Origin of the sequence: Variovorax sp. PBS-H4 (assembly GCF_901827205.1) — a bacterium.
GTDB lineage: Bacteria > Pseudomonadota > Gammaproteobacteria > Burkholderiales > Burkholderiaceae_C > Variovorax.
In genome coordinates, this window is sequence record NZ_LR594675.1 from 4,799,754 (window position 1) to 4,821,818 (window position 22,065).

At 67.2% G+C, this 22,065-nt stretch carries 19 protein-coding genes; 3 read left to right on the top strand and 16 right to left on the bottom strand.

The genetic code is table 11. The features are described 5' to 3' along the window. Position 1: 1 nt before the first annotated feature. The 12 genes from E5CHR_RS22875 to E5CHR_RS22930 form a co-directional block, all read right to left on the bottom strand. Entirely contained in the window at positions 2–1,108 is a 1,107-nt protein-coding gene (locus E5CHR_RS22875; RefSeq protein WP_162581965.1) for a strictosidine synthase, read from the bottom strand. A gap of 56 nt (positions 1,109–1,164) precedes the next feature. Continuing rightward, the gene (locus E5CHR_RS22880; RefSeq protein WP_162581966.1) at positions 1,165–3,288 is read right to left on the bottom strand and encodes an ABC transporter permease; all 2,124 of its coding nucleotides are present in this window, start codon (positions 3,286–3,288) and stop codon (positions 1,165–1,167) included. A 71-nt stretch (positions 3,289–3,359) separates the two neighbouring features. After that, a complete protein-coding gene (locus tag E5CHR_RS22885) occupies positions 3,360–4,337 on the bottom strand; it encodes a sugar ABC transporter substrate-binding protein (protein WP_162581967.1) in 978 nt (325 codons plus the stop codon). A 74-nt stretch (positions 4,338–4,411) separates the two neighbouring features. Next, a complete protein-coding gene (locus E5CHR_RS22890; RefSeq protein WP_162581968.1) occupies positions 4,412–5,494 on the bottom strand; it encodes an ABC transporter permease in 1,083 nt (360 codons plus the stop codon). Between the two features lie 38 nt (positions 5,495–5,532). Then, positions 5,533–6,828, bottom strand: a complete 1,296-nt coding sequence (locus E5CHR_RS22895) for a hydroxymethylglutaryl-CoA reductase, degradative (protein ID WP_162581969.1) — start codon at positions 6,826–6,828, stop codon at positions 5,533–5,535. A gap of 58 nt (positions 6,829–6,886) precedes the next feature. Next, complete coding sequence (locus E5CHR_RS22900; RefSeq protein ID WP_162581970.1) at positions 6,887–7,657, bottom strand: enoyl-CoA hydratase/isomerase family protein; 771 nt, start codon at positions 7,655–7,657, stop codon at positions 6,887–6,889. After that, positions 7,657–8,889, bottom strand: coding sequence for a CaiB/BaiF CoA transferase family protein (locus tag E5CHR_RS22905; RefSeq protein ID WP_232062168.1), 1,233 nt, complete (start codon positions 8,887–8,889; stop codon positions 7,657–7,659). The genes E5CHR_RS22900 and E5CHR_RS22905 overlap by 1 nt, the downstream gene beginning before the upstream one ends. Continuing rightward, complete coding sequence (locus E5CHR_RS22910) at positions 8,886–9,596, bottom strand: ABC transporter ATP-binding protein (protein WP_162581971.1); 711 nt, start codon at positions 9,594–9,596, stop codon at positions 8,886–8,888. Before E5CHR_RS22910 ends, E5CHR_RS22905 begins: the two co-directional genes overlap by 4 nt. After that, positions 9,596–10,354, bottom strand: coding sequence for an ABC transporter ATP-binding protein (locus tag E5CHR_RS22915; RefSeq protein WP_162581972.1), 759 nt, complete (start codon positions 10,352–10,354; stop codon positions 9,596–9,598). Before E5CHR_RS22915 ends, E5CHR_RS22910 begins: the two co-directional genes overlap by 1 nt. After that, positions 10,351–11,307 (bottom strand): branched-chain amino acid ABC transporter permease, encoded by a 957-nt coding sequence (locus E5CHR_RS22920; protein WP_162581973.1) that lies wholly within the window; start codon positions 11,305–11,307, stop codon positions 10,351–10,353. Before E5CHR_RS22920 ends, E5CHR_RS22915 begins: the two co-directional genes overlap by 4 nt. Next, positions 11,307–12,212, bottom strand: a complete 906-nt coding sequence (locus tag E5CHR_RS22925) for a branched-chain amino acid ABC transporter permease (RefSeq protein ID WP_162581974.1) — start codon at positions 12,210–12,212, stop codon at positions 11,307–11,309. The genes E5CHR_RS22920 and E5CHR_RS22925 overlap by 1 nt, the downstream gene beginning before the upstream one ends. Before the next feature lie 28 nt (positions 12,213–12,240). Next, positions 12,241–13,542, bottom strand: a complete 1,302-nt coding sequence (locus E5CHR_RS22930) for an ABC transporter substrate-binding protein (RefSeq protein WP_162581975.1) — start codon at positions 13,540–13,542, stop codon at positions 12,241–12,243. A gap of 273 nt (positions 13,543–13,815) precedes the next feature. Here E5CHR_RS22930 and E5CHR_RS22935 point away from each other — a divergent pair, with 273 nt between their 5' ends. From E5CHR_RS22935 to E5CHR_RS22945, 3 genes are all read left to right on the top strand, one after another. Then, positions 13,816–15,798 (top strand): helix-turn-helix domain-containing protein, encoded by a 1,983-nt coding sequence (locus tag E5CHR_RS22935; RefSeq protein WP_162581976.1) that lies wholly within the window; start codon positions 13,816–13,818, stop codon positions 15,796–15,798. A 171-nt stretch (positions 15,799–15,969) separates the two neighbouring features. After that, positions 15,970–16,749 (top strand): exodeoxyribonuclease III, encoded by a 780-nt coding sequence (xth, locus tag E5CHR_RS22940; RefSeq protein ID WP_162581977.1) that lies wholly within the window; start codon positions 15,970–15,972, stop codon positions 16,747–16,749. Further along, entirely contained in the window at positions 16,746–17,270 is a 525-nt protein-coding gene (locus tag E5CHR_RS22945) for a hypothetical protein (RefSeq protein WP_162581978.1), read from the top strand. The genes xth and E5CHR_RS22945 overlap by 4 nt, the downstream gene beginning before the upstream one ends. A 24-nt stretch (positions 17,271–17,294) precedes the next feature. Here E5CHR_RS22945 and ntrC read toward each other — a convergent pair whose 3' ends face one another. From ntrC to glnA, 4 genes are all read right to left on the bottom strand, one after another. Then, positions 17,295–18,812 carry a nitrogen regulation protein NR(I) gene (ntrC, locus tag E5CHR_RS22950; RefSeq protein WP_162581979.1) on the bottom strand — a complete coding sequence of 506 codons (1,518 nt, stop codon included), beginning with the start codon at positions 18,810–18,812 and terminating at the stop codon, positions 17,295–17,297. Between the two features lie 20 nt (positions 18,813–18,832). Continuing rightward, positions 18,833–19,909: a nitrogen regulation protein NR(II) gene (gene glnL / locus E5CHR_RS22955; RefSeq protein ID WP_162581980.1), complete on the bottom strand. Its 1,077-nt coding sequence runs from the start codon at positions 19,907–19,909 to the stop codon at positions 18,833–18,835. Further along, complete coding sequence (locus E5CHR_RS22960; protein WP_162581981.1) at positions 19,909–20,415, bottom strand: hypothetical protein; 507 nt, start codon at positions 20,413–20,415, stop codon at positions 19,909–19,911. The genes glnL and E5CHR_RS22960 overlap by 1 nt, the downstream gene beginning before the upstream one ends. A 138-nt stretch (positions 20,416–20,553) precedes the next feature. Further along, a complete protein-coding gene (gene glnA, locus E5CHR_RS22965) occupies positions 20,554–21,969 on the bottom strand; it encodes a type I glutamate--ammonia ligase (protein WP_162576046.1) in 1,416 nt (471 codons plus the stop codon). Positions 21,970–22,065: the final 96 nt, after the last annotated feature.

Sequence of the window (22,065 nt, forward strand, 5' to 3'; positions counted from 1 at the left end):
TTCATTGCTGCGCTTGCAGGTTCATCGAGACGATCTCGTCGCTTCCCTGGCAACCCACATAGAGGCAGCCACCCAGTTCGGCCACGCTGGTCACCCCATGCCGGCGGCCGTCGGCGCGGCTGTGCGCGCTCCACAGCGGCTGGAAGTCGGCGTCGAGCTTGCACACCAGCCCGTAGGAGCGCGTCGGCGCCCAGGGTTTCAGCCGGCCCATCGACTTGATGCCCCCGCCCTGCATGGGCTCGCGAAAGTCCCGGCCCGACGCCAGTGCCGGCGCCACCCAGTAGCGCTCCGGGATCTGCGCCATCATCCGTTCGCAGTATTCGCGCTCCCGCAGCACGAATTCGACCAGTTGGCTGCGTGGCGCGAACAGGCACAGCCACCAGCCGCCGTCGGCCGCGGGCGAGATCCGCGACGGATAGCCCGGCAAGTCGCCCAGCAGCACGCTGCGCCGGCCCTGACCGTCGATGCGCACCAGGCGGTGCGCCCAGGCTTCGCTGACCACGATCGAGCCGTCGCGGTGCCACGCAATGCCACTGGGCCAGGCCAGGCCCGAAGCGAGGGGGCGCGCCGGCGCGTCCCAGCGGTCGAGCATCCAGAGCGCGCCCGTCGGCTTGCCACACAGCAGGTCCGCGCGCCACTGCGAAGGCAGGCGATCCCGCGCGCCCTCGGCCACCAGCAACCGGCCGTCGGATCCGGCCAGCAGCGCGGTCGGGCAACGGATCACCCGGCGCTCCGCGTCCGCCAGCAGGCCCGCGGACACCGCTGCATCGCCGAACGTGCGAAGACCGCCGCCCGAAATCGCAGCGAGCGCTGCGCCGTTGGCCAGGGCGGTCATCGCACACACTTCACCCTCCATGCGTCCCATCTGCCGCAGCGCGCCGGTGGCGGGATCGAGCGCCAGCACCTCGGGGCCGCTGCTGAAGACCAACTGGTCGCCCGAGAGCGTGAGGTTGTCCGGCGCTTCAATGCGGACGATGCCGCCCGCCTGGTCAAGCAGGCTGTTGGGCCGCAGCGGGCCATCCATCGGGGGCACGGTGACGGCGTGCGACCCGCGTCCCAGCATGCGGTCGAGGAAGGCCCCGACCCATCCGGAGCCCAGGGAGCTCACTGAAGCATGTCGGCTCTCACCTGGGGTGCCATTCGCCTTGGCAGTGGCCGTGCTTCTCATGGCTGCTCCCCCCAATAGCTCTGCTGCCCTGTCCAGGCCGGATCGGCATCCGCCAGCCTCAGGCGCCCGATGCGATTGTTGAGCAGGCCGCCGAGGTAGAGGTGTCCCCGGTGCTCGCGCATCGAGGTGATCATGGGGTGGTTCTCCCCGCCCAGGTCCCATAGCGATTCCAGCACCCGGCCTTGCGCGTCGAACTTGATCACGCAGCCGGTGTTGATGTTCGGAAAGATGAGCTCCTGCGGCGAAACGCGCCGCGCCATGCGCTTGCGAAAACCCGGCATGCGCAGCGACAGGTCCATCGACGGCGTGCGCATGCCGACCAGCGCGAGCCAGAAGTTGCCGTCGGAGGCACGGTTGATGTTGTCCGGGTAGCCCGGCAGGTCGTCGATGACGCGCTCGACCCGGCCCGCCTTCGGCCCGGCGAACCAGTACCTGTTGATGCGGCAGGCCCAGGTCTCGGCAAAGAAGAAGGACTCGCCGTCGTGCGCCATGCACACGCCGTTGGGAAACACCAGGTTGCGCAGCACTGTGCGGGTTCTGCGCGTGGCAGGGTCGTAGCAGATGATGCGCCCGTTGCCGCGGCTCTCGAGCGCGTCGTAGGCCCAGTTGTGCATCTCGTAGCGAATGGTGGCCTCGCTGAAGAAGATGCGCCCGTCCGGCGCGACGTCGAGGTCGTCGGCCAGCTTGAGCCGCGAGTCGTCGATGACGGACCACGGGGTGCGGTTGGTCTCGTCGGTCAGCCGCTCGATCCGGCGCTCGGGCGAGACGCTGTAGAGGCCCATGCCGGCGATGCACACCAGCAGGTTCCCCGCACGGTCGAAGGCCAGGCCAAGCGGATGCCCACCGACATGGGCAAACACCTCCATGTGCGCGTGGTCCGGCCCGAAGAAGCGCACGATGTCGCCGTGCCGGGTGCCGGTGTAGAGATGCCCCTGGGCGTCGAAGATCACGTCTTCCGGGCCTTCGACCTGCCCGAGTCCGATCAGCGCCACGTCGCGCAGCCGGTCGTTCACTGCGTAGGGCGAAGCCGAGCCGGCCTCGGTGGCGGGCGCGGGCGGCAGCTCCAGATAGGCGGGCGACACATAGGACTTCGCCAGCAGCTTGTGCTTGTTCTTGAGCCAGCGCACGTCGATCGCGATGGCCGACAGCAGGATGAGCCCGAGCGCCAGCGATCCCGCGCCGCTCTGGAATCCGATGCGCACCAGCCCATTGGTGATGAGCAGCACGACCACCGCGCCCATCAGCGCTTTCGCGACCGAGCCCCGCCCGCCGCCGAGGCTGTTGCCACCGACCACCGCGGCCGTGAGCGCCATGATCTCGAGGCCGGTGCCGGTGTCCGAACCGGCACTGCCCAGGCGCGCGGCATACATCAGTGCGGCCAGGCCGCACAGCAGCCCCGATCCGACATAGGTCAGGCAGATTGTTCGCCGCACCGGGATGCCGACGTTGTAGGCGGACCGGCGCGAGCCCCCGATCGCCATGATGTGCCAGCCCGGCCGCGTCCGGCTGAGGAACACGTGGGCGCCTGCGGCGAACACCGCGGCGACCAGGAAGCTCGGCGGCAGCCCGAACGCAGAGCCTGCGCCGATGAAGTCCCACACCGCGGACTCCGGCATGTTGCTGGCGATGTCCACCGCATGCTTGAGCAGCAGCATGTCGACGACCGCACGCACGATGATCAACGTCACCAGCGTGGTGAGGAAGGCACGCAACCTCAGGTAGCCGATCAGCACGCCGTTGAGCAGGCCGACGGCCGCGCAGGCCAGCAGCACGGCCGGCATGACGGCCCAGGGCGACCATTGCGCAACATTCATCAGGAACAGCGCCACGAAGTTGCCCAGCGCGAAATTGGAGCCGACGCTCAGGTCGATGCCGCCGGCGACCATCACGATCATCATGGCGCACACGATGAAGATGAATTCGCCGAGCTGCCGCGACGTGTCGCCGAGGTTCGCCGCGCCGAAGAAGTCGGGAATGAGGTTGCCGAACACGGCAAGGACGGCGGCCAGAGCCAGGAAAGGCACGGCGTTGTCGATCCAGTTCTTCGACAGGATCTCCCCGACCACATGGTCGGGCACGTACTTGTATCGCCATCGGGCGAGGTTTCGGGACACGGACATGTGGGGCAACTCCAGAGGCGCGCGACCGGCGGGTCGGTCCGCCGGGTGGCTGTGAGCGGGGAACGTGGTGCTTACTTCTTCTTGAATTCGTCGAGGTTCCAGCACGTGTCGTCGCGCAGGTTGGCCTTGGTGATCACGCCCACGGGCGTCACGCGCGAGATGTCTTGCGCCGGGCGTGCCGAGCTCGCCAGCAGCGTCTTGACCACCTGCACCAGGTCTTGCGACTGCTGCTTCACGTCGTAGGTCATGTAGGCGCTGAAGTTGCCGTTGGCGACGTTGGCGCAACCGGTGCGCGCAGCGCCGCCGTTGGTGGCGAGGAACACCTGGTCCTGCTTCTTCGCCTCGCGGATGGCCGCCGCCGTGCCGGTGTCCTGCCCGTCCCAGAAGCCGATCACGCCGCACAGGTCGGGGTGCTGCTTGAGTGCGGTATCGGTCACGGCACGCGCTTTCGACGCGTCCCAGTCGGCGGCCTGGTTCGACACCACCTTGATGTCGGGGTTCTTGGCCAGCACTGCCTGCACACCCTGCATCTGGAAGGTGCTCGCTGCGGCCGTGAGCACGCCCTGCACGATGCTGATCTTGCCCGACTTGCCGGCCTTCGGGCTGCACTTCTCGGCCACGGCCTTGGCCATGGCTTCTCCGATGCCGACCCAGTCGGCGCCGACGAAAGCGCTCGTCTTGGCGGCCGAGCGCATGTTCACCTGCACCACGCGGATCCCCGCGTCCTCGGCCCGCTTGAGCAGCCGGGCATAGGACTGGATGTCCGGGTTCTGCACCAGCAATACGTCCGGTTTCTCGTTGATCAGCGAAGTGATCGCCTGGGCACCGGCGTCGGTGCTCCAGTTGGGGTCGCGCACGATCCATTTGACGCCCAGCGGCTCGAGCTGGCCGCGCACCATGGCGTTCCAGCCATCGGTGAGGTCGTAGCCGAGCGAGGTCGGCACAAAGGCCACGGTCTTGCCCTTGAGCGAGGTGTCGGCGGCCTGCGCCGCGCAGCCGATGGCGAGCGCGGCGCCCACCAAGGCGAGTCGGACGGAAAAGGATCTCATGGTCTGTCTCCTGGGTCGTTGAACGAAAAAGGACCGCCTGTGTCCGGCGGCTTCGCGCGGAAAGGCGTACGGCGCTAGATGTCCCCCTGCTGGGCCGTCTGCTCGTCGCGTGGATTGATCAGGCTGTCGATGACCAGCGCGGCCAGCAGGATGGCGCTCTTGATGACGCTCTGCACCGTGTACTGGATGTCCATGATCGTCATGCCATTGAGCAGGATGCCGATGAGCACGGTGCCGACCAGCACGTTGCGCACGCCGCCCTTGCCGCCGCTCAGGCCGATGCCGCCGAGGACCACCACGAGAATCACGTCGTAGATCATGGTCGAGTTGACGATGCGGGTGTTCATGCTGCCGACCGACGCCGCCGTGATGACGCCGGCCACGCAGCCCACGCACGAGGCGATCGCATACTGCAGCACCACGAGCGGTCGTACCGGTACGCCGGTGATGCGGGCGGCCTGGTAGTTGTCGCCCATGGCATAGATGAAGCGGCCGGTTCGGGTGTAGCGCAGGAACGCGGCCACCAGCGCGGCAGTGACGAGGAAGAGCAGCACCGGCAGCGGCAAGCCGGCCATCTCGCCCTGGCCGATGCGGCTGAACCAGCCCGCGTCCTCGGGCGCATACACCACGTCGAGCGGGATCAGCTTCATGCGTCCCAGCCCGTAGATGAAGGTGCCCATGGCCAGCGTGGAGAACAGCGACGGGATCTCGGCATAGGCGATCAGCAGGCCGTTGGCCACCCCGAGCACCAGCGCGAACGCGAGGCCCGCGAGCAGCGCGATGCCGAGCGACATGCCGCTGGCCGACAGCGCGAGCGCCCAGGCTACCGAGATCGCCATCACCGCCACCAGCGACAGGTCGATGCCGCGCCCGATCACCACCAGCGCCATGGCCAGCCCGAGGATCCCGAGCACGGCCACGCCGCGCAGCAGCGACAGCAGGTTGTCGCGGGCAATGAAGCCGTCCAGCCCGATGCTGAAGCCGGCGAACAGCAGCACGGCCAGCAGCAGCACGATGCGCTCCTGCGTCAGCCAGCCGGCTCGGAAGTGCCGGCGCGCGGCGGTTGACGGCGGGTCGTCGTGGCGTGGGATGGCCACGGGAGTACCCCCGACTTCGCCCAGCGTGCTGTTGGCCTTCGGAACAGCCGTTCGGCTCATGATGGTTCTCCCTCCTGGATGTTCAGACGAAGCCCGGGTTATAGCGAAGCCTTGCCGCGCAGGGCCTCGAGCAGCGCGAGGGCGCGATCGGTTCGCACGTCGTGCTCGGCGGCCATCTGGCGTGCGATCGTATCGATCTCGTCCCCGGTCGCGCCGGCCACGAGTGCGATGTTGCGGGCGTGCAGCGCCATGTGCCCGCGTTGGATCCCTTCGGTGGCGAGCGCTCGCAGCGCGCCGAGGTTTTGCGCAAGACCCACGGCCACGGCGACCTCGCCGAGTTCCTGGGCCGACTTCACATCAAGGATCTTGAGCGCCAGGCGCGCCAGCGGATGCGTCTTGGTCGCGCCACCCACGAGCCCGACCGGCATCGGCATCTCGATGGTGCCGACCAGCGCGCCGCCGCGGTCTTTCTCCCAGGTGGTGAGCGAGGTGTAGCGGCCGCTGCGGCAGGCGTATGCATGTGCGCCGGCCTCGACCGCGCGCCAGTCGTTGCCAGTCGCCACGATCACCGGATCGATGCCGTTCATGATCCCCTTGTTGTGGGTGGCGGCACGATAGGGGTCGACCGCCGCGAAGGTGTAGGCATCGAGCACGCCTTCGATGATCTCTTCGCCGCTGCGCTCGGCAGTCTTCAGGACTTCGGGCGTGAGCCGCACGCGTGCACGCGCCAGCCGCAGGTCCGCCAGGTTCGAGAGGATGCGCAGGCGCACCGTGCCGCCGGTCAGTTGCTCCACCAGCGGCGACACCGACTCCGCCATGGTGTTGACGGTGTTGGCGCCCATCGCATCGCGTACGTCCACGATCAGGTGCACCACGACCATCGCGCCTCGCGGGGTATCGGGAAACACGTGCACCTCGATGTCGCGGCAGCCGCCGCCAAGGCCGATCAGTACCTCGTCGCGGCTGTTGGCAATCTGCAGGATGCGATCTCGCTGCCGCAGCAGCGCCTGGCGCGCGCCAGAAGGGTCGGTCACGCCAAGAACCTGCACCTGTGCGCGCATGACCGGCCCGGTGCTCGACGCCTCGAAGCCGCCGCATTCGCGCGCCAGTTTGGCCATGAACGATGCCGCGGCGACCACGGAAGGCTCTTCCACCACCATCGGCACGAGTACGTCTCGGCCATTGACCTGGAAGTTGCCCGCAACGGCGAACGGCAGTTCAAAGGTGCCGATGACGTTCTCGATCATGCCGTCGGCGCGCGGCAGGGCGAGCGCGCCCGGGGTCTGCAACAAGGCGACGTCGTCGTCGGCGAGGCCGGTCGCCTTCGCGACGTGATCAAGCCGTTGGGCCGGCGTGAGAGCCCGGAAGTTGGGGAGGCGGGAGTCTTGAACCATGGGACGTCCTGGTCGATGGGTGGATAAATGGATGGGAGTGCGGGAGCGGCGCTACGCCTCAGGCGGACGCCGCCCCGCCCCGATCTCGTGACAGGAATCGGCGCAGGCCCTCCCGGGCCTCGTCGCTGGTGAAGGCGCGCTGGCCGAGCACCGCTTCCCGGCGGAATGCCTCGTCCAGTGGCAGGTGGCTGAGCGTGAGCGCCGCCTCCTTGATGACCGACACGGCCACCCGTCCCTTCTGCACGATGCCGCGTGCACAGGACAGCGCCGCGGCCTCCAGCTCGCTGGGCGGCACGACGCGGTTCAGAAGTCCCATCTCGGCCAGCCGACGTGCGGGAAAGCGTTCGGCCGTGAGCATCAGCTCCATCGCCAGCGCGTAGGGGATCTGGCGCACCAGCCGGACCAGCGTGCCACCGGCCGGCGTGAAGCCGAGCGAGGCCTCGGGCAGCGCGAACACCGCCTTCTCCGAAGCGATCCGGATGTCGGCAGCCAGCATGATCTCGAATCCGCCCCCCATGCACAGCCCGTTGATCGCGGCGACGACCGGCTTGTAGAAGCCCGGCTGCTTGATGTGGGCGCCATCCCATTCCGAGATGTCGAAGCGCCCCTCGGCCAGTGCGGGGATCGACTCGCCCAGGTCGGCACCGACGCAGAAGGCGCGCTCGCCGTTGCCGCCGAGCAGCACGACGCGCACCTGCGGATCGTCGTTGGCGCGCGCGAAGCACTGCGCGAGTTCCTCGTACATGGCGAGAGTCAGCGCATTGAGCTTCTCGGGCCGGTCGAAACGCACGTGCGCGATGCCTTCGTCCACCCTGTAGCTGATGGCCATCAGATCACCCCCTCGGCGACGTAGCGGTCATAGTCGGCCGCAGCGATGCGCAGCCACCCCTTGAGCACGATCTCGTTGTGCTCGCCGAACCCGGGCGCGCTGCCGACGGCGCACGCGGGCGTGGCCGACAGCTTCATCGGGCTGCCGAATGCCTGCACCTGCGCGCCGTCGACCTGCGTCGGTACGAACATGTCGCGGGCTTTCAGGTGCGGGTCTTCGACGACCTCGGCAATGGTCTTGATCGGTGTCATCGGAATGGTGTCGCCAGCCATGGCCTCGAGCTCGGCCTTGGTGTGCCGCGCGCACCAGCGCTGCACGATGGGCTGCACCCGGCGGGCGTAGGTCTCGGGGTCGAAGCGCTTTTCCATGGTGTCGATCTCGGGGTCGTCCACCAGCGATGCCTCGCCGAAGATCCGGCATGCCTCGCGCCAGAACTTGTCGGTGTAGGCACCGAAGAAGACGAAGCCGTCCTTGCAGGCGTACTGGCCATAGGGGCGCACGAACGGATGGTCGTTGCCCAGCGGCTCGCCGACCGCGCCATCGACCGTGTAGTTGACGACGGCATGCTCGGTCAGTGTCACGACCGAGTCCTGCTGGGCGACGTCGACCCACTGGCCTTCGCCGCTTTCCCGCGTGTGGATGACCGCCGACAGCGCAGCGATCGCCGCGTAGAACGAGGCCGACAGGTCACCGATGATGGTGCCCACGCGCAGCGGCGGCCGCCCCTTCTCTCCGTTCAGCGACCACAGGCCACCGGTCGCCTGCGCGCTGTTGTCATAGGCCGGCCGTCGCGAGTTGGGGCCGGTCTGGCCGAAGCCGCTGATCGACACGTAGACCAGGCGCGGATTGCATTGCTTCAGCGCCTCGTAGCCCAGCCCCATGCGTGCCATGGTGCCGGGGCGGAAGTTCTCCACCAGCAGGTCGGCCTTGCGCACCAGCTCGCGCAGCAAGGTGCGGCCCTGCTCCGATTTGAGGTCCAGGCTCACGCCCAGCTTGTGGCGGTTGTACTGCGCGAAAAAGGCGCTGGCCCGGCCGGTCTCTCCCTGCACGAAGGGCGGGAAGCTGCGCACGTAGTCGGGCTCGGAGGGGTTCTCGATCTTGATGACCGTGGCGCCCAGGTCGGCCAGCATCATGGTGCAGTAGGGACCAGCCACCACGCGCGTGACATCGACCACGACCAGGCCGCGCAGCGGTCCCTCGCCGAGCGGAAGCTGCATCGTTTCAGTACTCACTTGTGTGTTCTCCGTTGGGTCCATGTCCGGTCTTCTGCGCGCACTGCGCCCGTGGACTCGGCAATCGAGCCGCGCTCGATGTGGAGCGTGCGGCTCTGTACTTCCTCGAGCAGGGCCGCATTCGACTCCGTCACCACGACGCACAGTTGCGGGTGCGATACGCGCAAGGCGCGCAGTGCGTCGCCGTACTGGCGGGCCAATGCAGGCGCCAGGCCCTGGAAGGGCTCGTCGAGCAGCACGAAGCGCACACCGGCCATGAGCGCGCGCGCGAGTGCGACGATCTTTCCCTGGCCGCCCGACAGCGCCGCACCGGAACGCGCGAGCATCGGTTCGAGCTGTGGCAGGCTGGCCAGCACCGCGTCGATGCGCCGGCGGATTTCATGGCGCGGCAGCCGCAGCACCTCGCAGGGCAATGCGATGTTCTGGAGGACGCTCAAGGTCGGCAGGACCACGCGGTCTTCCGGCGCGTAGCCGAAACCTGCCGCAGCGCGCCGGGACGCAGGACTGCGCGTGATGTCCTGGCCGTCGAGCAGCAACCGGCCCGAACGCGGCGGGACCAGCCCCATGATGCCGCGCAGCAGCGTGGTCTTGCCCGCGCCGTTGCGGCCGACCACGGCCACCGTCTGACCGGGCTCGAGGTCGAGATCGATGCCGCGCAAGACCGAGTGGCCCGCCAAGTCGATGTTCATGGATTGAATGCGCAGCATCAGCGTTCTCCGAGCACTTCGCGGCGCACCAGTGGATCAGCGAACACCTGCGCCGGTGTGCCGTCCGCCGCGATGCGGCCGTCGATCCAGGCGGCGACCCGCGTGGCGTAGCGGCGCACGATGTCGACGTCGTGCTCGACGAACCAGCTCGTGACCTTGCACTGCTGCAGGGCATGCATCAGCGTCTGCATGACGTCATGCTTGTCTTCCGATGACACGCCGCTGGTCGGCTCGTCCATGATCACCAGCTTGGGCTCGAGCATCAGCGCGATGCCCACGTCCAGCAGCTTGCGTCGGCCCTCGGGCAGCGCCGCGGTTGCATCGTTCGCATGGCGGGCGAGTCCCACCAGCTCCAGCATCTCGGCGACGGCGCGCTGGTCCGCAGCGCGCGACAGCGAAGTCCATCGCGACAGCCGCCCCTGCCGGCTGACCGAGGCCAGTTCGAGGCACTGGCGCACCGTGTGGTCGAGGAACAGCTGCGGCAGCTGGAACGATCGGCCCACGCCCAGGCGCGCAATCTGCCGCGGTCCCTTGCGCGTGATGTCCTGGCCTTCGAGCAGCACCCGACCGCTGCTCGGCTTGATGTAGCCGGTGCAGATGTTGATGAAGGTGGTCTTGCCGGCGCCGTTGGCGCCGATCACCGCAAGCTGCTCTCCGTGCGCCAGGACGAAGTCGATGCCGTCGGCCGCGGCGATGCCGCCGAAGTGCAGGGTGAGTTGCTCGGTTCGCAACAGCTCGTTGGCGTTCGGCGCCTTCATCGCGCCTCCTGCAACGTGGCCGGCTCAAGGCGGCGCAGCCGCCAGCCGACGATGCCCTGCGGTGCGAAGAAGATCACGGCGATCAAGGTGGCGCCGAGAAGGATCTGCCATGCATCGGTGAAATAGGCCGCGGCCGTCAGCTTGATCAGCTCGAACACGGCCGCGCCCAGGAATGCACCCGCGGCGTGGCCCGAGCCGCCGAGAATGGCAATGAACACGTACTCGCCAGAACGGATCCAGTAGCCGCTCTCGGGTGTCACCAGGCTCTGCACCAGAGCCAGCAGCGCACCTGCCAGCCCGACCAGGCCGGCGGAGAGCACGTAACCCTGTGCGAGCACCCACCGCGCCGACAGGCCGATGTATTCCAGCCGCGTCTCATTGGTGCGGATCGCCACCATGACCTGGCCCGAGCACGACTCGAAGTAGCGCTGCACCATCCAGCTGACGCCCACGGCCAGCATGAGCGCGAGCACCAGCATCGCCAGCTCGAACTGGCCGCGCTCCATGGCCACCCCGAGCAGCGAGGGCCGCTCGAAGCGCAGCCCGTCGGTGCCGCCGGTCCATGCGTAGAGCTTGCCGGCAAGCGAGAACAGCACCATCGAGAGGCCGAGGTTCAGCATGCCGAAGAAGATGCCGCGGTAGCGCGATACGAAGGCGGCGACGAGCGCGCCGGAAACGAGGCTGGCAAGCACGCCCGCCGCAGCCGCGACGAGGCCGTCGACGCCGGGAAAGGCGCGCACCGTGAAGGCCGTGGCATACCCGCCGATGGCAGCGTACATGGCATGTCCGAAGGACACCTGGCCCGCACGCATCAGCACCGTGAGGCCGAGCGCGGCCATGCCGAAGCACAGGAAGGTAATGATGGGCATGCGCGACCAGGGCCACGCCCAGCCAATACCGACCATGAGCACCACGGCGACCGCGAGGGCTGCAACAGAAGCCGGCGAGCGCATCAGATCCTCCGTGCCGCCGTGGCGGAGAAGAGCCCGTGGGGGCGAACCAGCAGCACCGCCACCATCATCACGTAGGGGATCACGACCTCCAGTTCGGGCAGCGTGTACACCGCGAGCGAGCGCGCCAGGCCGATCAGCACCGCCGCCACCAGCGCCCCGGTGATCTGCCCGAGGCCTGCGGTGGCGATCACGGCAAACGAGGTGACGATCATCTCGGCGCCGAGCCCCGGCACGAAGGAGGTCATCGGCACGGAGAGCGCGCCGCCCAGGGCGCCGAGCGCCCCCGCAAGAGAGAAGGTCAGTGTGCCGACTCGCGCCGAGTTGATGCCCAGCGCGGTCGCCACTTCGCGGTGATGGATGACGGCCACGATCTGGCGCCCCGCGACCGAATGGCGCAGCAGGACCTGCAGCCCCGCGTAGGCGACGAGCGCGACGGCGGGGATGAACAGGAGCTGGTAGTTCATGAAGGTCACGCCTACCAGCTCGGTGGTGCCGAGGCGCGTCGCCAGGTCCCCCGCGTTCACGGGCGTGGCACCCCACACCATGCGCTGCACGTCCTCGAGCACCATGAAGGCCGCAAAGGTGACGAGCAGCTGCAGCACCGGGTCGCGGTCCTGGAAGTGCCGCAGCAGGCCGCGCTCGAGCAGGACACCCAGGCTCCCGCCGACGACGGCGGCCGCCGCAAACAGCGATGCCACCAGCACGACCGTCGATGAAGTGTGGGGCAGCAACCAACCCAGCAGGCTGGCGGCGCTGTAGCCACCGATGGCGTAGAGACTGCCGTGCGCCACGTTGATGACGCCGAAAACTCCGCAGATCAGGGTCAGGCCCAGCGAGATGAGGAACAGCAGGCCGGCGTACGACAGTCCGTCGACGGTGGCCAGCAGGAGGAGATTCGGATCCATGAACGGTCGGGGGCCTGTGTCGTCGGACTCAATCGCCCACGCGCCTGATCTGGGTGTTTTGCATCAGCGCGGGCGTGAGTGTCTTCACCCACTCGGCGGACTTCTGCCCGACCGGCGGCACCAGGATCTCAGCCGGGTAGAAGATGAGCTGCCGCACTACCGGGAACGGTTGCGATGCATCCTTGGCCGTCACGCCGTACAGCTGGCCCTGGAGCGCCTGGCCGTCTTCGCGCAACCGGATCGGGCGCGAGAGGCCGCGGTACTCGAGCTTGCGCAAGGTGGCCGCGAGCTGCTCGGTGGTCGGCCACTGCCCTTTGTTGTCGGCGATCGCCTGTCGATAGGCGCCTGTAGCCGCCTTCAGCGCCTGGATCATGTGATAGACCGCGAAGTTGGGATAGGCGCCGGTGCGCTCCTTGAACTTCCGCACGAAGGCGCGCGCTTCGGGGTCGTTCGCGAACTCGGGATCCGCGAAGTAGCCGTCGCCCACGAAGCCGACGATCGCGCCCGGCGGCACCGCATCGCCCAGTCGCTCGAGCGAGGAGTCGGCGAGCGGCAACACGAACTGCGAGGACTTGAGCAGGCCGCGCTGCGAAGCCTGCCGCAAGAAGGTGTCGAGATCACCGCCCCAGGCGGTCGACAGCACCACGTCGGGTCGCAGCGCCTGCAGCCGGGTGACCTCGGTAGAGAAGTCGGAGGCGCCGAACTTCGGGAACAGCTCGGCCACGATCTTCACGTCGGGCTTGAGCGCCTGCAGCGTGTTGCGGAAGATCTCCCAGGAATCGCGGCCCCAGGCGTAGTCCTGGTTCACCACCGCGAGGGTCTTGATGTCGGGCCTGAGCTTCAGGAGGTGCAGCACCGCCGCCACCATCTCCATGGTGCCATTGGGACCGGTGCGAAACACATACTTGTAACGCCGCTCCTCCAGCACCTTCTCCGTCGAGCATTCCCAGAGGATGTTGATGACTTTCAGATCCTCGGCGACAGGCGCCAACGCATTGCAGTAGCCACTCGAAATGGCCGACAGCATCAGCTTCTCGCCGGGCTCCTGCGCCAGGCGGCGGTACTCGGACAGGAATTTGTCGGCGCCCTGCCCTTCGTCGATCCATGTCGGGCGGAGCTTCGTGCCGCTGATGCCGCCCGCAGCATTGAACTCCTCGATCCACATGTCGGCCGCCACCTTGGCGGGAGCGCCGAGCACCGAGGCCGGCCCGGTCATGAAGGTACTCATGCCGAGCTTGATCTCGGCGGGGCGCTGGGGCTGGGCGATGGCAGCGGTGGCCAGGGCGAACAGAGCCGTTCCCCACGCCATGAGTCTGGCAAGCGATTTCACTGGGTTGTCTCCTGTGGTCTCTCACTGTTAATGTGCGAGTGCATGAATCATCCAGTCCGCATCGGCGATCTCCTATGGCTTATCACTACAGCGGATCGCCTGCGTTATAGGCAATCCACACATCACTGAAGCGCAAATGAGATTCGCACAAGGGTTTGCACTGAGTTCTCCGTCTCACAGGGCGAGCGTCGGGAGAGCTCTTTGACTTCGGATTCGGTCACGCGCCACGCCCGTGTGGCGATGGGCGAGCGGAAGACGGGAACCTCCTTGCTCGTGCCCGCAGAACTTCAGTCCGAGCTGCTCGCCATGCTCCAGCGCAATGCGAGCGCGAGCGAGTTCGACGAAATGCTGGAGCGGGTGGAGGTTGCGCTGAACGACCCGGACCAGCGTTCGCTGTTGGCCGGCAGCATTCGTGCCGCGGTTGCCATCTGCGAGCAGCAGGCACTGCAGCAGCGGCGCGAGCGCGGCCTGCTGGTGGTGCTGGAGAGCGCGCACGACCTCACGTCGATCCGCGACCTGGAGCTCGTGCTGCAGGCGATCGTCCGGCGGGCACGGCAGATCTTCTCGTCTGACATCGGCTACCTGACGAACTTCGACCGGGTGCGAAACGACTTCTATATCCGTGCCACCGAGGGCGCGATCTCCGAGCGGTTCAAGAACGTGCGCGTGCCGCCGGACCACGGCATTTGCGGCCATGTGCTCAAGCACAAGATGCCCTACCACAGCAGCGACTACCTGACCGACGAAGGCTTCGCACACGAGCAGGGGATCGACCTCGCGATCAAGGAAGAAGGTGTCCAGTCGCTCCTGGGCGCACCGCTCATGGTCGGCAATCACTGCATCGGCGTGCTGTGCATTTGCGACCGGCAGCCGCGCCGCCATGCGCCCTGGGAGGTCGCCATGCTGTCGACCCTGGCCGCGCAGGCCGCAGTAGCGATCGAGAACGCGCGCCTGTTCCAGGAGGCCCAGGTTGCGCTGCAGCGCGCCAGCGATGCCAATGCCTCGCTCCATCGGCAGGCCGAAGAGATCCAGGCCGCTGCCGAGGCGCATGAGCAGATGACGCGGCTCGTTGCGCGCGGCTGCAGCGTGGTCGACATCCTCAACATGGTGGCCTCGATGCTCGGCGGGCACATGGTGCTGCTCGACGCGGCCGAGCAGCCGACCCAGCGCGCCACGGTCGCGCCCGCGAACCTCGCCAGCGGGCTTGCCGAACTGCTGGGCCGCACGGACACCCAGGACCTGGTGCACCGCGCGCTGACGGAAGGCCGGCGCACCGGCCGCTCGCACGAGGTCGACGCCGGTCCTGGCCGCTACCTTCGCGTGGCGGCGCTGATGGGCGCCGACCGGCTGCTGGGCGCCATGCTCATGCTGTCGGACCGCGCGATGAGCGCCAACGAGATTCGCACCTTCGAGCGCGGCGCGCTGGTCGCAGGCGTGGTGCTGCTGTCGCAGGAGCGCAGCGAGCTGGTGGTGAGCAGCGAATCGGCTGCGGCGATCCGGGCCCTGGTGAGCTGGCAGCAGGAATCCATGGCTGTGCTGCAGCTGCGGACGCAGCCGCTGGGCCTGGACCTGGAGCTGGCATTGCGCATGGTCGTGCTCAGCGTGGAGGAACGGCACATCGAGTACGCGCTGCGCCGCGTGCGGCCCGCGATCGTGCGCGGCACGCTGCTCGAGGAATGCGAGGGCTTCATTGTCGCGATCTGTCCCGAGGCCTCTTTCGAGGCGCTGCAGGTCGCGCTGCAGGCCACGCTGCTGGTCGATGCGCGACTGGGCGCCGTGGGCGTGGCTTCCAACACGCTTTTGCAGGTCGAGGGGCTGCCCGATTGCTTCCGCGCGCTCAAGCGCGGCATCGACATCCTGCGCGCCCTCGGACGATCGCGCGAGCTGGCTCCCGAGGCGACCCTGTCGATGTATTCGCTGCTGTTCGAGCACCGTCGCGCCGCCGACGTCGCGGGCTTTATCGAGGCCACGGCGGGCGCCCTGGTGCGGAACGACCAGCGCCGCGGTACCGACCTGGCGGGCACGCTGCTCGCCTACCTGGAGCACGCGCAGAACGCGAAGGCAACCGCGGACGCGCTGCAGATCCACGTCAACACCCTGCGCCAGCGCCTGGAGTCCGTCGACAACCTGCTGAAGGGCTGGCGACAGGACGGGCGCTTTCTGGAACTGCACGTGGCCCTGCGCATGCATACGCTTCGCAGAACGGTCGACGCCCAGGCCCTCATGGGAACTGCGGCGAGCGGCCCTGCTGAATAGCGCCTTTCATTTCAATTGCGAGGAGGGACTGGCCCATTCGCAGACCGCGTCGGTCTTCGCGCGGCGGCTCATCGACCGAGCACTCGATGCGGAATCTGCCCCACGCCCGCAGGACGAGAAGCAGAGGCCGTTTGCTAAGCTGACAAGGTACAAGACAACTTGCCCCAAATCATGAAAATTGCCACGTGGAACGTCAATTCCCTCACCGCCCGGCTCCAGCACGTGCTGGACTGGCTGATCGCCAACCCGGTCGACGTCCTGTGCCTGCAGGAGCTCAAGATGAGCGACGACAAGTTCCCGCTGGACGTGCTGCAGTCGGCCGGTTATCACGCGGCGGTGTTCGGGCAACGGACTTACAACGGGGTCGCGATCCTGAGCCTCGCGCCGCTGCGCGACGTGGCGAAGAACATCGGCGGCTTCGCGGACGACCATTCGCGCGTGATCAGCGCGACACTCGACACGCCGTCCGGCGAGCTGCGCATCGTCAACGGCTACTTCGTCAACGGACAGGCGCCCGGCACTGAAAAATTCAACTACAAGATGAGCTGGCTGCGCGGGCTGCGCGACTGGCTGCGCGAAGAGCTGGGCGCGCATACGCGGCTCGCGCTGCTGGGCGATTTCAACATCGCGCCGGAGGACCGCGACAGCTTCGATCCCGTAGGCCTGGCCGAGACCATCCATCACACCACCGAGGAGCGCGAGCACTTCAAGGCCCTGCTGCAGCTCGGGCTGGTCGACAGCTTCCGCCTGTTCGAGCAGCCGGAGAAGAGCTACTCGTGGTGGGACTACCGCATGCTGGGCTACCAGAAGAACCGTGGGCTGCGCATCGACCACATCCTGGTGAGCGAGCCCCTGGTGCCGCAAGCCAAGGGCTGCGTCATCGACCGCGTGCCCCGCAAGTGGGACAAGCCCAGTGACCATGCCCCTGTGATTCTGGAACTCGACGCATGAAAACTTCCACTGCTGCATTCAAGGCGGCGCTGGTCGCAGCCGCGCTCGGCCTTTCGGCCTGCTCTATTTTCAAGCCGGACACCCCAGGCCCGGCGGCCACGCGCGCCACCGACAAGCCCGCGGACGAAGCCGCGTCCGCCCCCTCGACCGAGGTGCCGACCGTGCGCCTCATCACGGCGCAGACGCCGGCCGTGCGCGCCTACCGAAAGCTCGGCGCGCGGCACATCTACAACGCCTATCCCAAGCGCATCTACAAAGGGAAGATCCCGCCGCTGGTGTATGCCGTGGTGGTGACCGAAACCGACATCGACGCCACGGGCCGGGTGACGGGCGTGCACTTCAGCCGCACGCCGAGCCATGCGCCGGAGGTAAGCGGCAAGATCGCCGAGCTGATCCGCGATGCCTCGCCGCTGCCGAATCCGGGCAAGCTCGGCGCGCACACGTATGTCGACACCTGGTTGTGGGACAAGAGCGGCCAGTTTCAGCTCGACACGCTGACGCTCGGCCAGCGTGGCCGCTGAGCGCGGGCCGCCGCCCGCGCAGACCTATTCCAGGCCCAGGTCCTGGATCTTGCGGGTAATGGTGTTGCGGCCGATACCGAGCTTCTGAGCCGCCTCGATGCGGCGGCCCCGCGTGCTGGCCAGGGCGGTAAGGATCAGGCGCGACTCGAAGCGGCGCGACAGGGCGTCCCAGACGTCGTGACGTCCGGCCGCCAGCAGGCTCTGTGCTTCCTGCTCCAGGCCGCTTTCCCAACCGGCGACCTGGCCCACTGCAGCAGCAGCCGTGGCAACCGGTGCCACGGCCGCAGGGGCGACGGTCGAAGCAGCGGGCACGTCGCTTTCGACCGCCGCCGTTGCCGGGCTCGCGGCGGAAAGCGGCGCGTCGACTGGCGCGCTGGCCATCACCTCGGGCGGCAGGTCCTTGGCCTCGATCAGCTGGGCCGGCGCCATCACGGTCAACCAATGGCAGATGTTCTCGAGCTGCCGGACGTTGCCGGGGAAAGCGAAGGTGGACAGGCGCGCCAGCGCCGCGTCGGAGATGCGCTTGGGCTCCACGCCGAGCTGCTTGGCGCTCTGCTGCAGGAAGTGGCGGGTGAGCGCGGGCACGTCCTCGCCACGTTCGCGCAAGGCCGGCAGCCGCAGCCGGATGACGTTGAGGCGGTGAAACAGGTCTTCGCGGAAGCCGCCCTGCTTCACGCGCAGCTCCAGGTCCTGGTGCGTGGCCGCGATCACGCGCACGTTGGCCTTGACCGAGTTGTGGCCGCCCACGCGGTAGAAGTGCCCATCGCTCAGCACGCGCAGCAGGCGTGTCTGGAGGTCGAAGGGCATGTCGCCGATTTCGTCGAGGAAGAGCGTGCCACCCTCGGCCTGCTCGAAGCGCCCGCGCCGCGTGGTCTGGGCGCCGGTGAAGGCACCGCGCTCGTGGCCGAAGAGCTCGCTCTCCAGCAGGTCCTTCGGGATTGCCGCGGTGTTGATGGCCACGAAAGGCCCGTTGGCGCGCGGCGAATGCTTGTGCAGCGCGCGTGCGACCAGTTCCTTGCCGCTGCCCGACTCGCCGGTGATCAGCACCGTCACGTTGCTCTGCGACAGCCGCCCGATCGCGCGGAAAACGTCTTGCATCGCCGGCGCCTGGCCCAGCATCTCGGGCGCCGCGGCCATCCGCTCTTCGGCCACTTCCTCGCGCTGGCTCTCGTCGACGGCGCGGCGGATTAGTTCAACCGCGCGCGGCAGATCGAAGGGCTTGGGCAGGTACTCGAAGGCGCCGCCCTGGAACGCCGATACCGCGCTGTCGAGGTCGGAGAAGGCGGTCATGATGATGACAGGCAGGCCGGGATGCTTGGCCTTGATCTTGTCGAGCAAATCAAGGCCCGAGCCGCCCGGCATGCGGATGTCGCTCACCAGCACCTGGGGGCCGAGCATCTCGTCGTCGGCGGCAGCTTCGAGCGCGGCCAGCACCTCGCGGGTGTTGGTGAAGCTGCGGGTGGGCAGGTCTTCGCGAAGCAGCGCTTTTTCCAGCACGAAACGGATCGATTGGTCGTCATCCACTATCCAGATCGGCTTCATGCGGTTCCTTCTTCCCTGTCCTAAGGCAACGGTATCAATATCTTGAAATCAGTCCGGCCCGGAACACTGTCGCACTCGATCACGCCGTGGTGCTGTTGCACGAAAGTTTGCGCCAGCGTCAATCCAAGGCCCGTCCCGCCTTCCCTGCCCGACACAAGCGGGTAGAAGATGCGGTCCTTGATCGCGTCCGGCACGCCCGGTCCATTGTCGATGACATGCAATTCCAGTGCCAGTCGATACCACTGCTTGTTGAATATCACCTGGCGCGCAATGCGGGTCTTGAAGGTGATGCGCGCGTCGCCCGCCGCGCGCCGCTCGGCAAGCGCCTGTGCCGCGTTGTGAACGATGTTGAGCGTGGCCTGGATCAGTTGCTCCCGGTCGCCGCGAAACTCGGGTATCGACACGTCGAAGTCGCGTTCGATGTGCAGGTCGCGCGGGAACTCGGCAAGGATCACCGAGCGCACGCGCTCGCAGACCTCGTGGATGTTGACGTCGCCCACCACGTGCGGCCGGCGGTGCGGCGCGAGCAGGCGATCGACGAGCGTCTGCAGGCGATCGGCCTCGTGGATGATGACTTGCGTGTACTCCACGAGGTCACGCGACTCCACCTCCATCTGCAGCAGTTGCGCCGCGCCGCGAATGCCGCCCAGCGGGTTCTTGATCTCATGGGCCAGGTTGCGGATCAGCTCCTTGTTGGCCTGTGCCTGGTCGAGCAGGCGCTCCTCGCGATCTTGCCGCGCCTGCTGCTCGAGCGGCGACATCTCGATGATCAGCTCACCCGCGCGGTCGCCCTGCGCGAGCGTCACCTGCACGGGCATCAGCTCGTGGTTGACGCGGCGCAGGAAGGCCTCGTAGCGCAGCGTGGCGAAGTCGTTGCTGCGCGCGCCCTCGATGGCAGTGCGCAGCACCTGGGGTTCGTGGAAGCAGGCGCCGAACTGCGAGCCTTCGAGCGTGCGGCGCGAGGTGCCCAGCGCGTCCTCGAGGCCAGCGTTGGCGAAAAGCACCGAGCCGTCGGTGCGCACCACGGCGATGAGAGTGGAAAGGAGGTCGAAAGCCTGAAAGCGCTTGGCGGCGGCAGCGGACTTGCCGAATGCCATCAGCGCGTGGCCGGCAGTCGGCCGATTTCGCGGCGGATGCCAGCGATGTCGCTCTCGTTGCGGGCGATCTCGGCCTTCATCTCGGCCACTCGGTCGAGATACTTCTGGTAGTTGCGCGACTCGCTGCCCTGCTTCTCGGGCTCGCCGTTGTTGTAGTCCCTGAGAAGCTGAGCCTGGCGCTCCTCGGCTTTCTTGAGTTCCGACTCGAGCACCGAGCGGGCTTCGCCATCGCGCGCGCGCTGGTCGACGCTTTCGACCCGCGGACTGCCGCTCGGCGCCCGCACGGCGCCGCTGCTGCTGCTGGGCGCGGCCGCCGCGACCGGGCGACTTCCCTGGACAACCGTCACGTTGCCGCCTTCCATGACCTTGCAGCCGCGTTGCTGCGCGACGGTCGCGTTGTTGGTGTATTCGTTACCGCATCGAAAGACGCGCTCCTGCGCCTGCGCCTGCACTTGAACGCCGGCCACTGCCACGGCAGCCAGCAGGTAAACGAAAGAAGTCTTCATGATCGTCGTATGAAAGTAGGCACCGGTGGCATTTTCATGCAATTCGACGGCGGCGCCGCAAGGGGCCATCACCCCAAGAAAAAAGGACGGCAAGCCGTCCTTTATTTCACTGAAAGGCGCCCCGGGAGGGCGATGCCCTTACAGGGAGTAGTACATGTCGAACTCGACGGGGTGCGTGGCCATGCGGAAGCGAGTCACTTCCTGCATCTTCAGGTCGATGTAGGCGTCGATGTAGGCATCGGTGAACACGCCGCCCTTGGTCAGGAAGGCACGGTCCTTGTCGAGGTAGTCGAGCGCCTGGTCGAGGCTGTGGCACACGGTCGGGATCAGCGCGTCTTCTTCCGGCGGCAGGTGGTAGAGGTCCTTGCTGGCGGCCTCGCCCGGATGAATCTTGTTCTCCACGCCGTCCAGGCCGGCCATCAGCATGGCGGCGAAGCCGAGGTAGGGGTTCATCATCGGATCAGGGAAGCGCGCTTCGACGCGGCGGCCCTTCGGGTTGGCCACGAAGGGGATGCGGATCGAGGCGGAGCGGTTCTTGGCCGAGTAGGCCAGCTTCACGGGCGCTTCGAAGCCGGGCACCAGGCGCTTGTAGCTGTTGGTGCCAGGATTGGTGATGGCGTTCAGCGCGCGAGCATGCTTGATGATGCCGCCGATGTAGTGCAGCGCGAAGTCGCTCAGGCCGGCATAGCCGTCGCCGGCGAACAGGTTCTTGCCGTCCTTCCAGACCGATTGGTGCACGTGCATGCCGGAGCCGTTGTCGCCGACGATGGGCTTGGGCATGAAGGTCGCGGTCTTGCCGTAGGCGTGGGCGACGTTGTGGATGACGTATTTCTGCAGCTGGACCCAGTCGGCGCGCTGGATCAGCGTGCTGAACTTGGTGCCGAGTTCCATCTGGCCGGCGTTCGCCACTTCGTGGTGATGCACTTCGACCGGGATGCCCAGAGACTCGAGCACCAGGCACATCTCGGAGCGCATGTCCTGGAAGCTGTCGACCGGCGGCACCGGGAAGTAGCCGCCCTTGACGGCCGGGCGATGGCCCGTGTTGCCGTGCTCGAACTCCTTGCCGGTGTTCCAGGATGCCTCTTCGGACTCGATCTTGACGAAGCAGCCCGACATGTCGTTCTGCCAGCGGACGCCGTCGAAGACGAAGAACTCGGGCTCGGGGCCGAAGAAGGCGGTGTCGCCCAGGCCGGAAGCCTTCATGTAGGCCTCTGCACGCTTGGCCAGCGAGCGCGGATCGCGCTCATAGGGCTTGCCATCGGTGGGATCGACCACATCGCAGGTGAGGATGAGTGTGGTCTCTTCGAAGAAGGGGTCGATGTTGGCCGTGTTCGGGTCGGGCATGAGCAGCATGTCCGAGGCTTCGATTCCCTTCCAACCCGCAATCGACGAGCCGTCGAAGGCGTGACCGTCGTTGAACTTGCCCTCGTCGAAATGCGAGACCGGCACGGTCACATGCTGCTCTTTGCCGCGGGTGTCGGTAAATCGAAAGTCGACGAACTTGACCTCGTTTTCCTTGACGAGTTTCAGTACATCGGCGACGGTCTTAGCCATCAGGCTTCTCCTAGGATTGGTAGTGGGTTGAAATCAGCGCGATCGAGAATGCAGTTTCTGTGCCATTGTCAGGGCCAGAAAGGGGCGGCCAAGCCA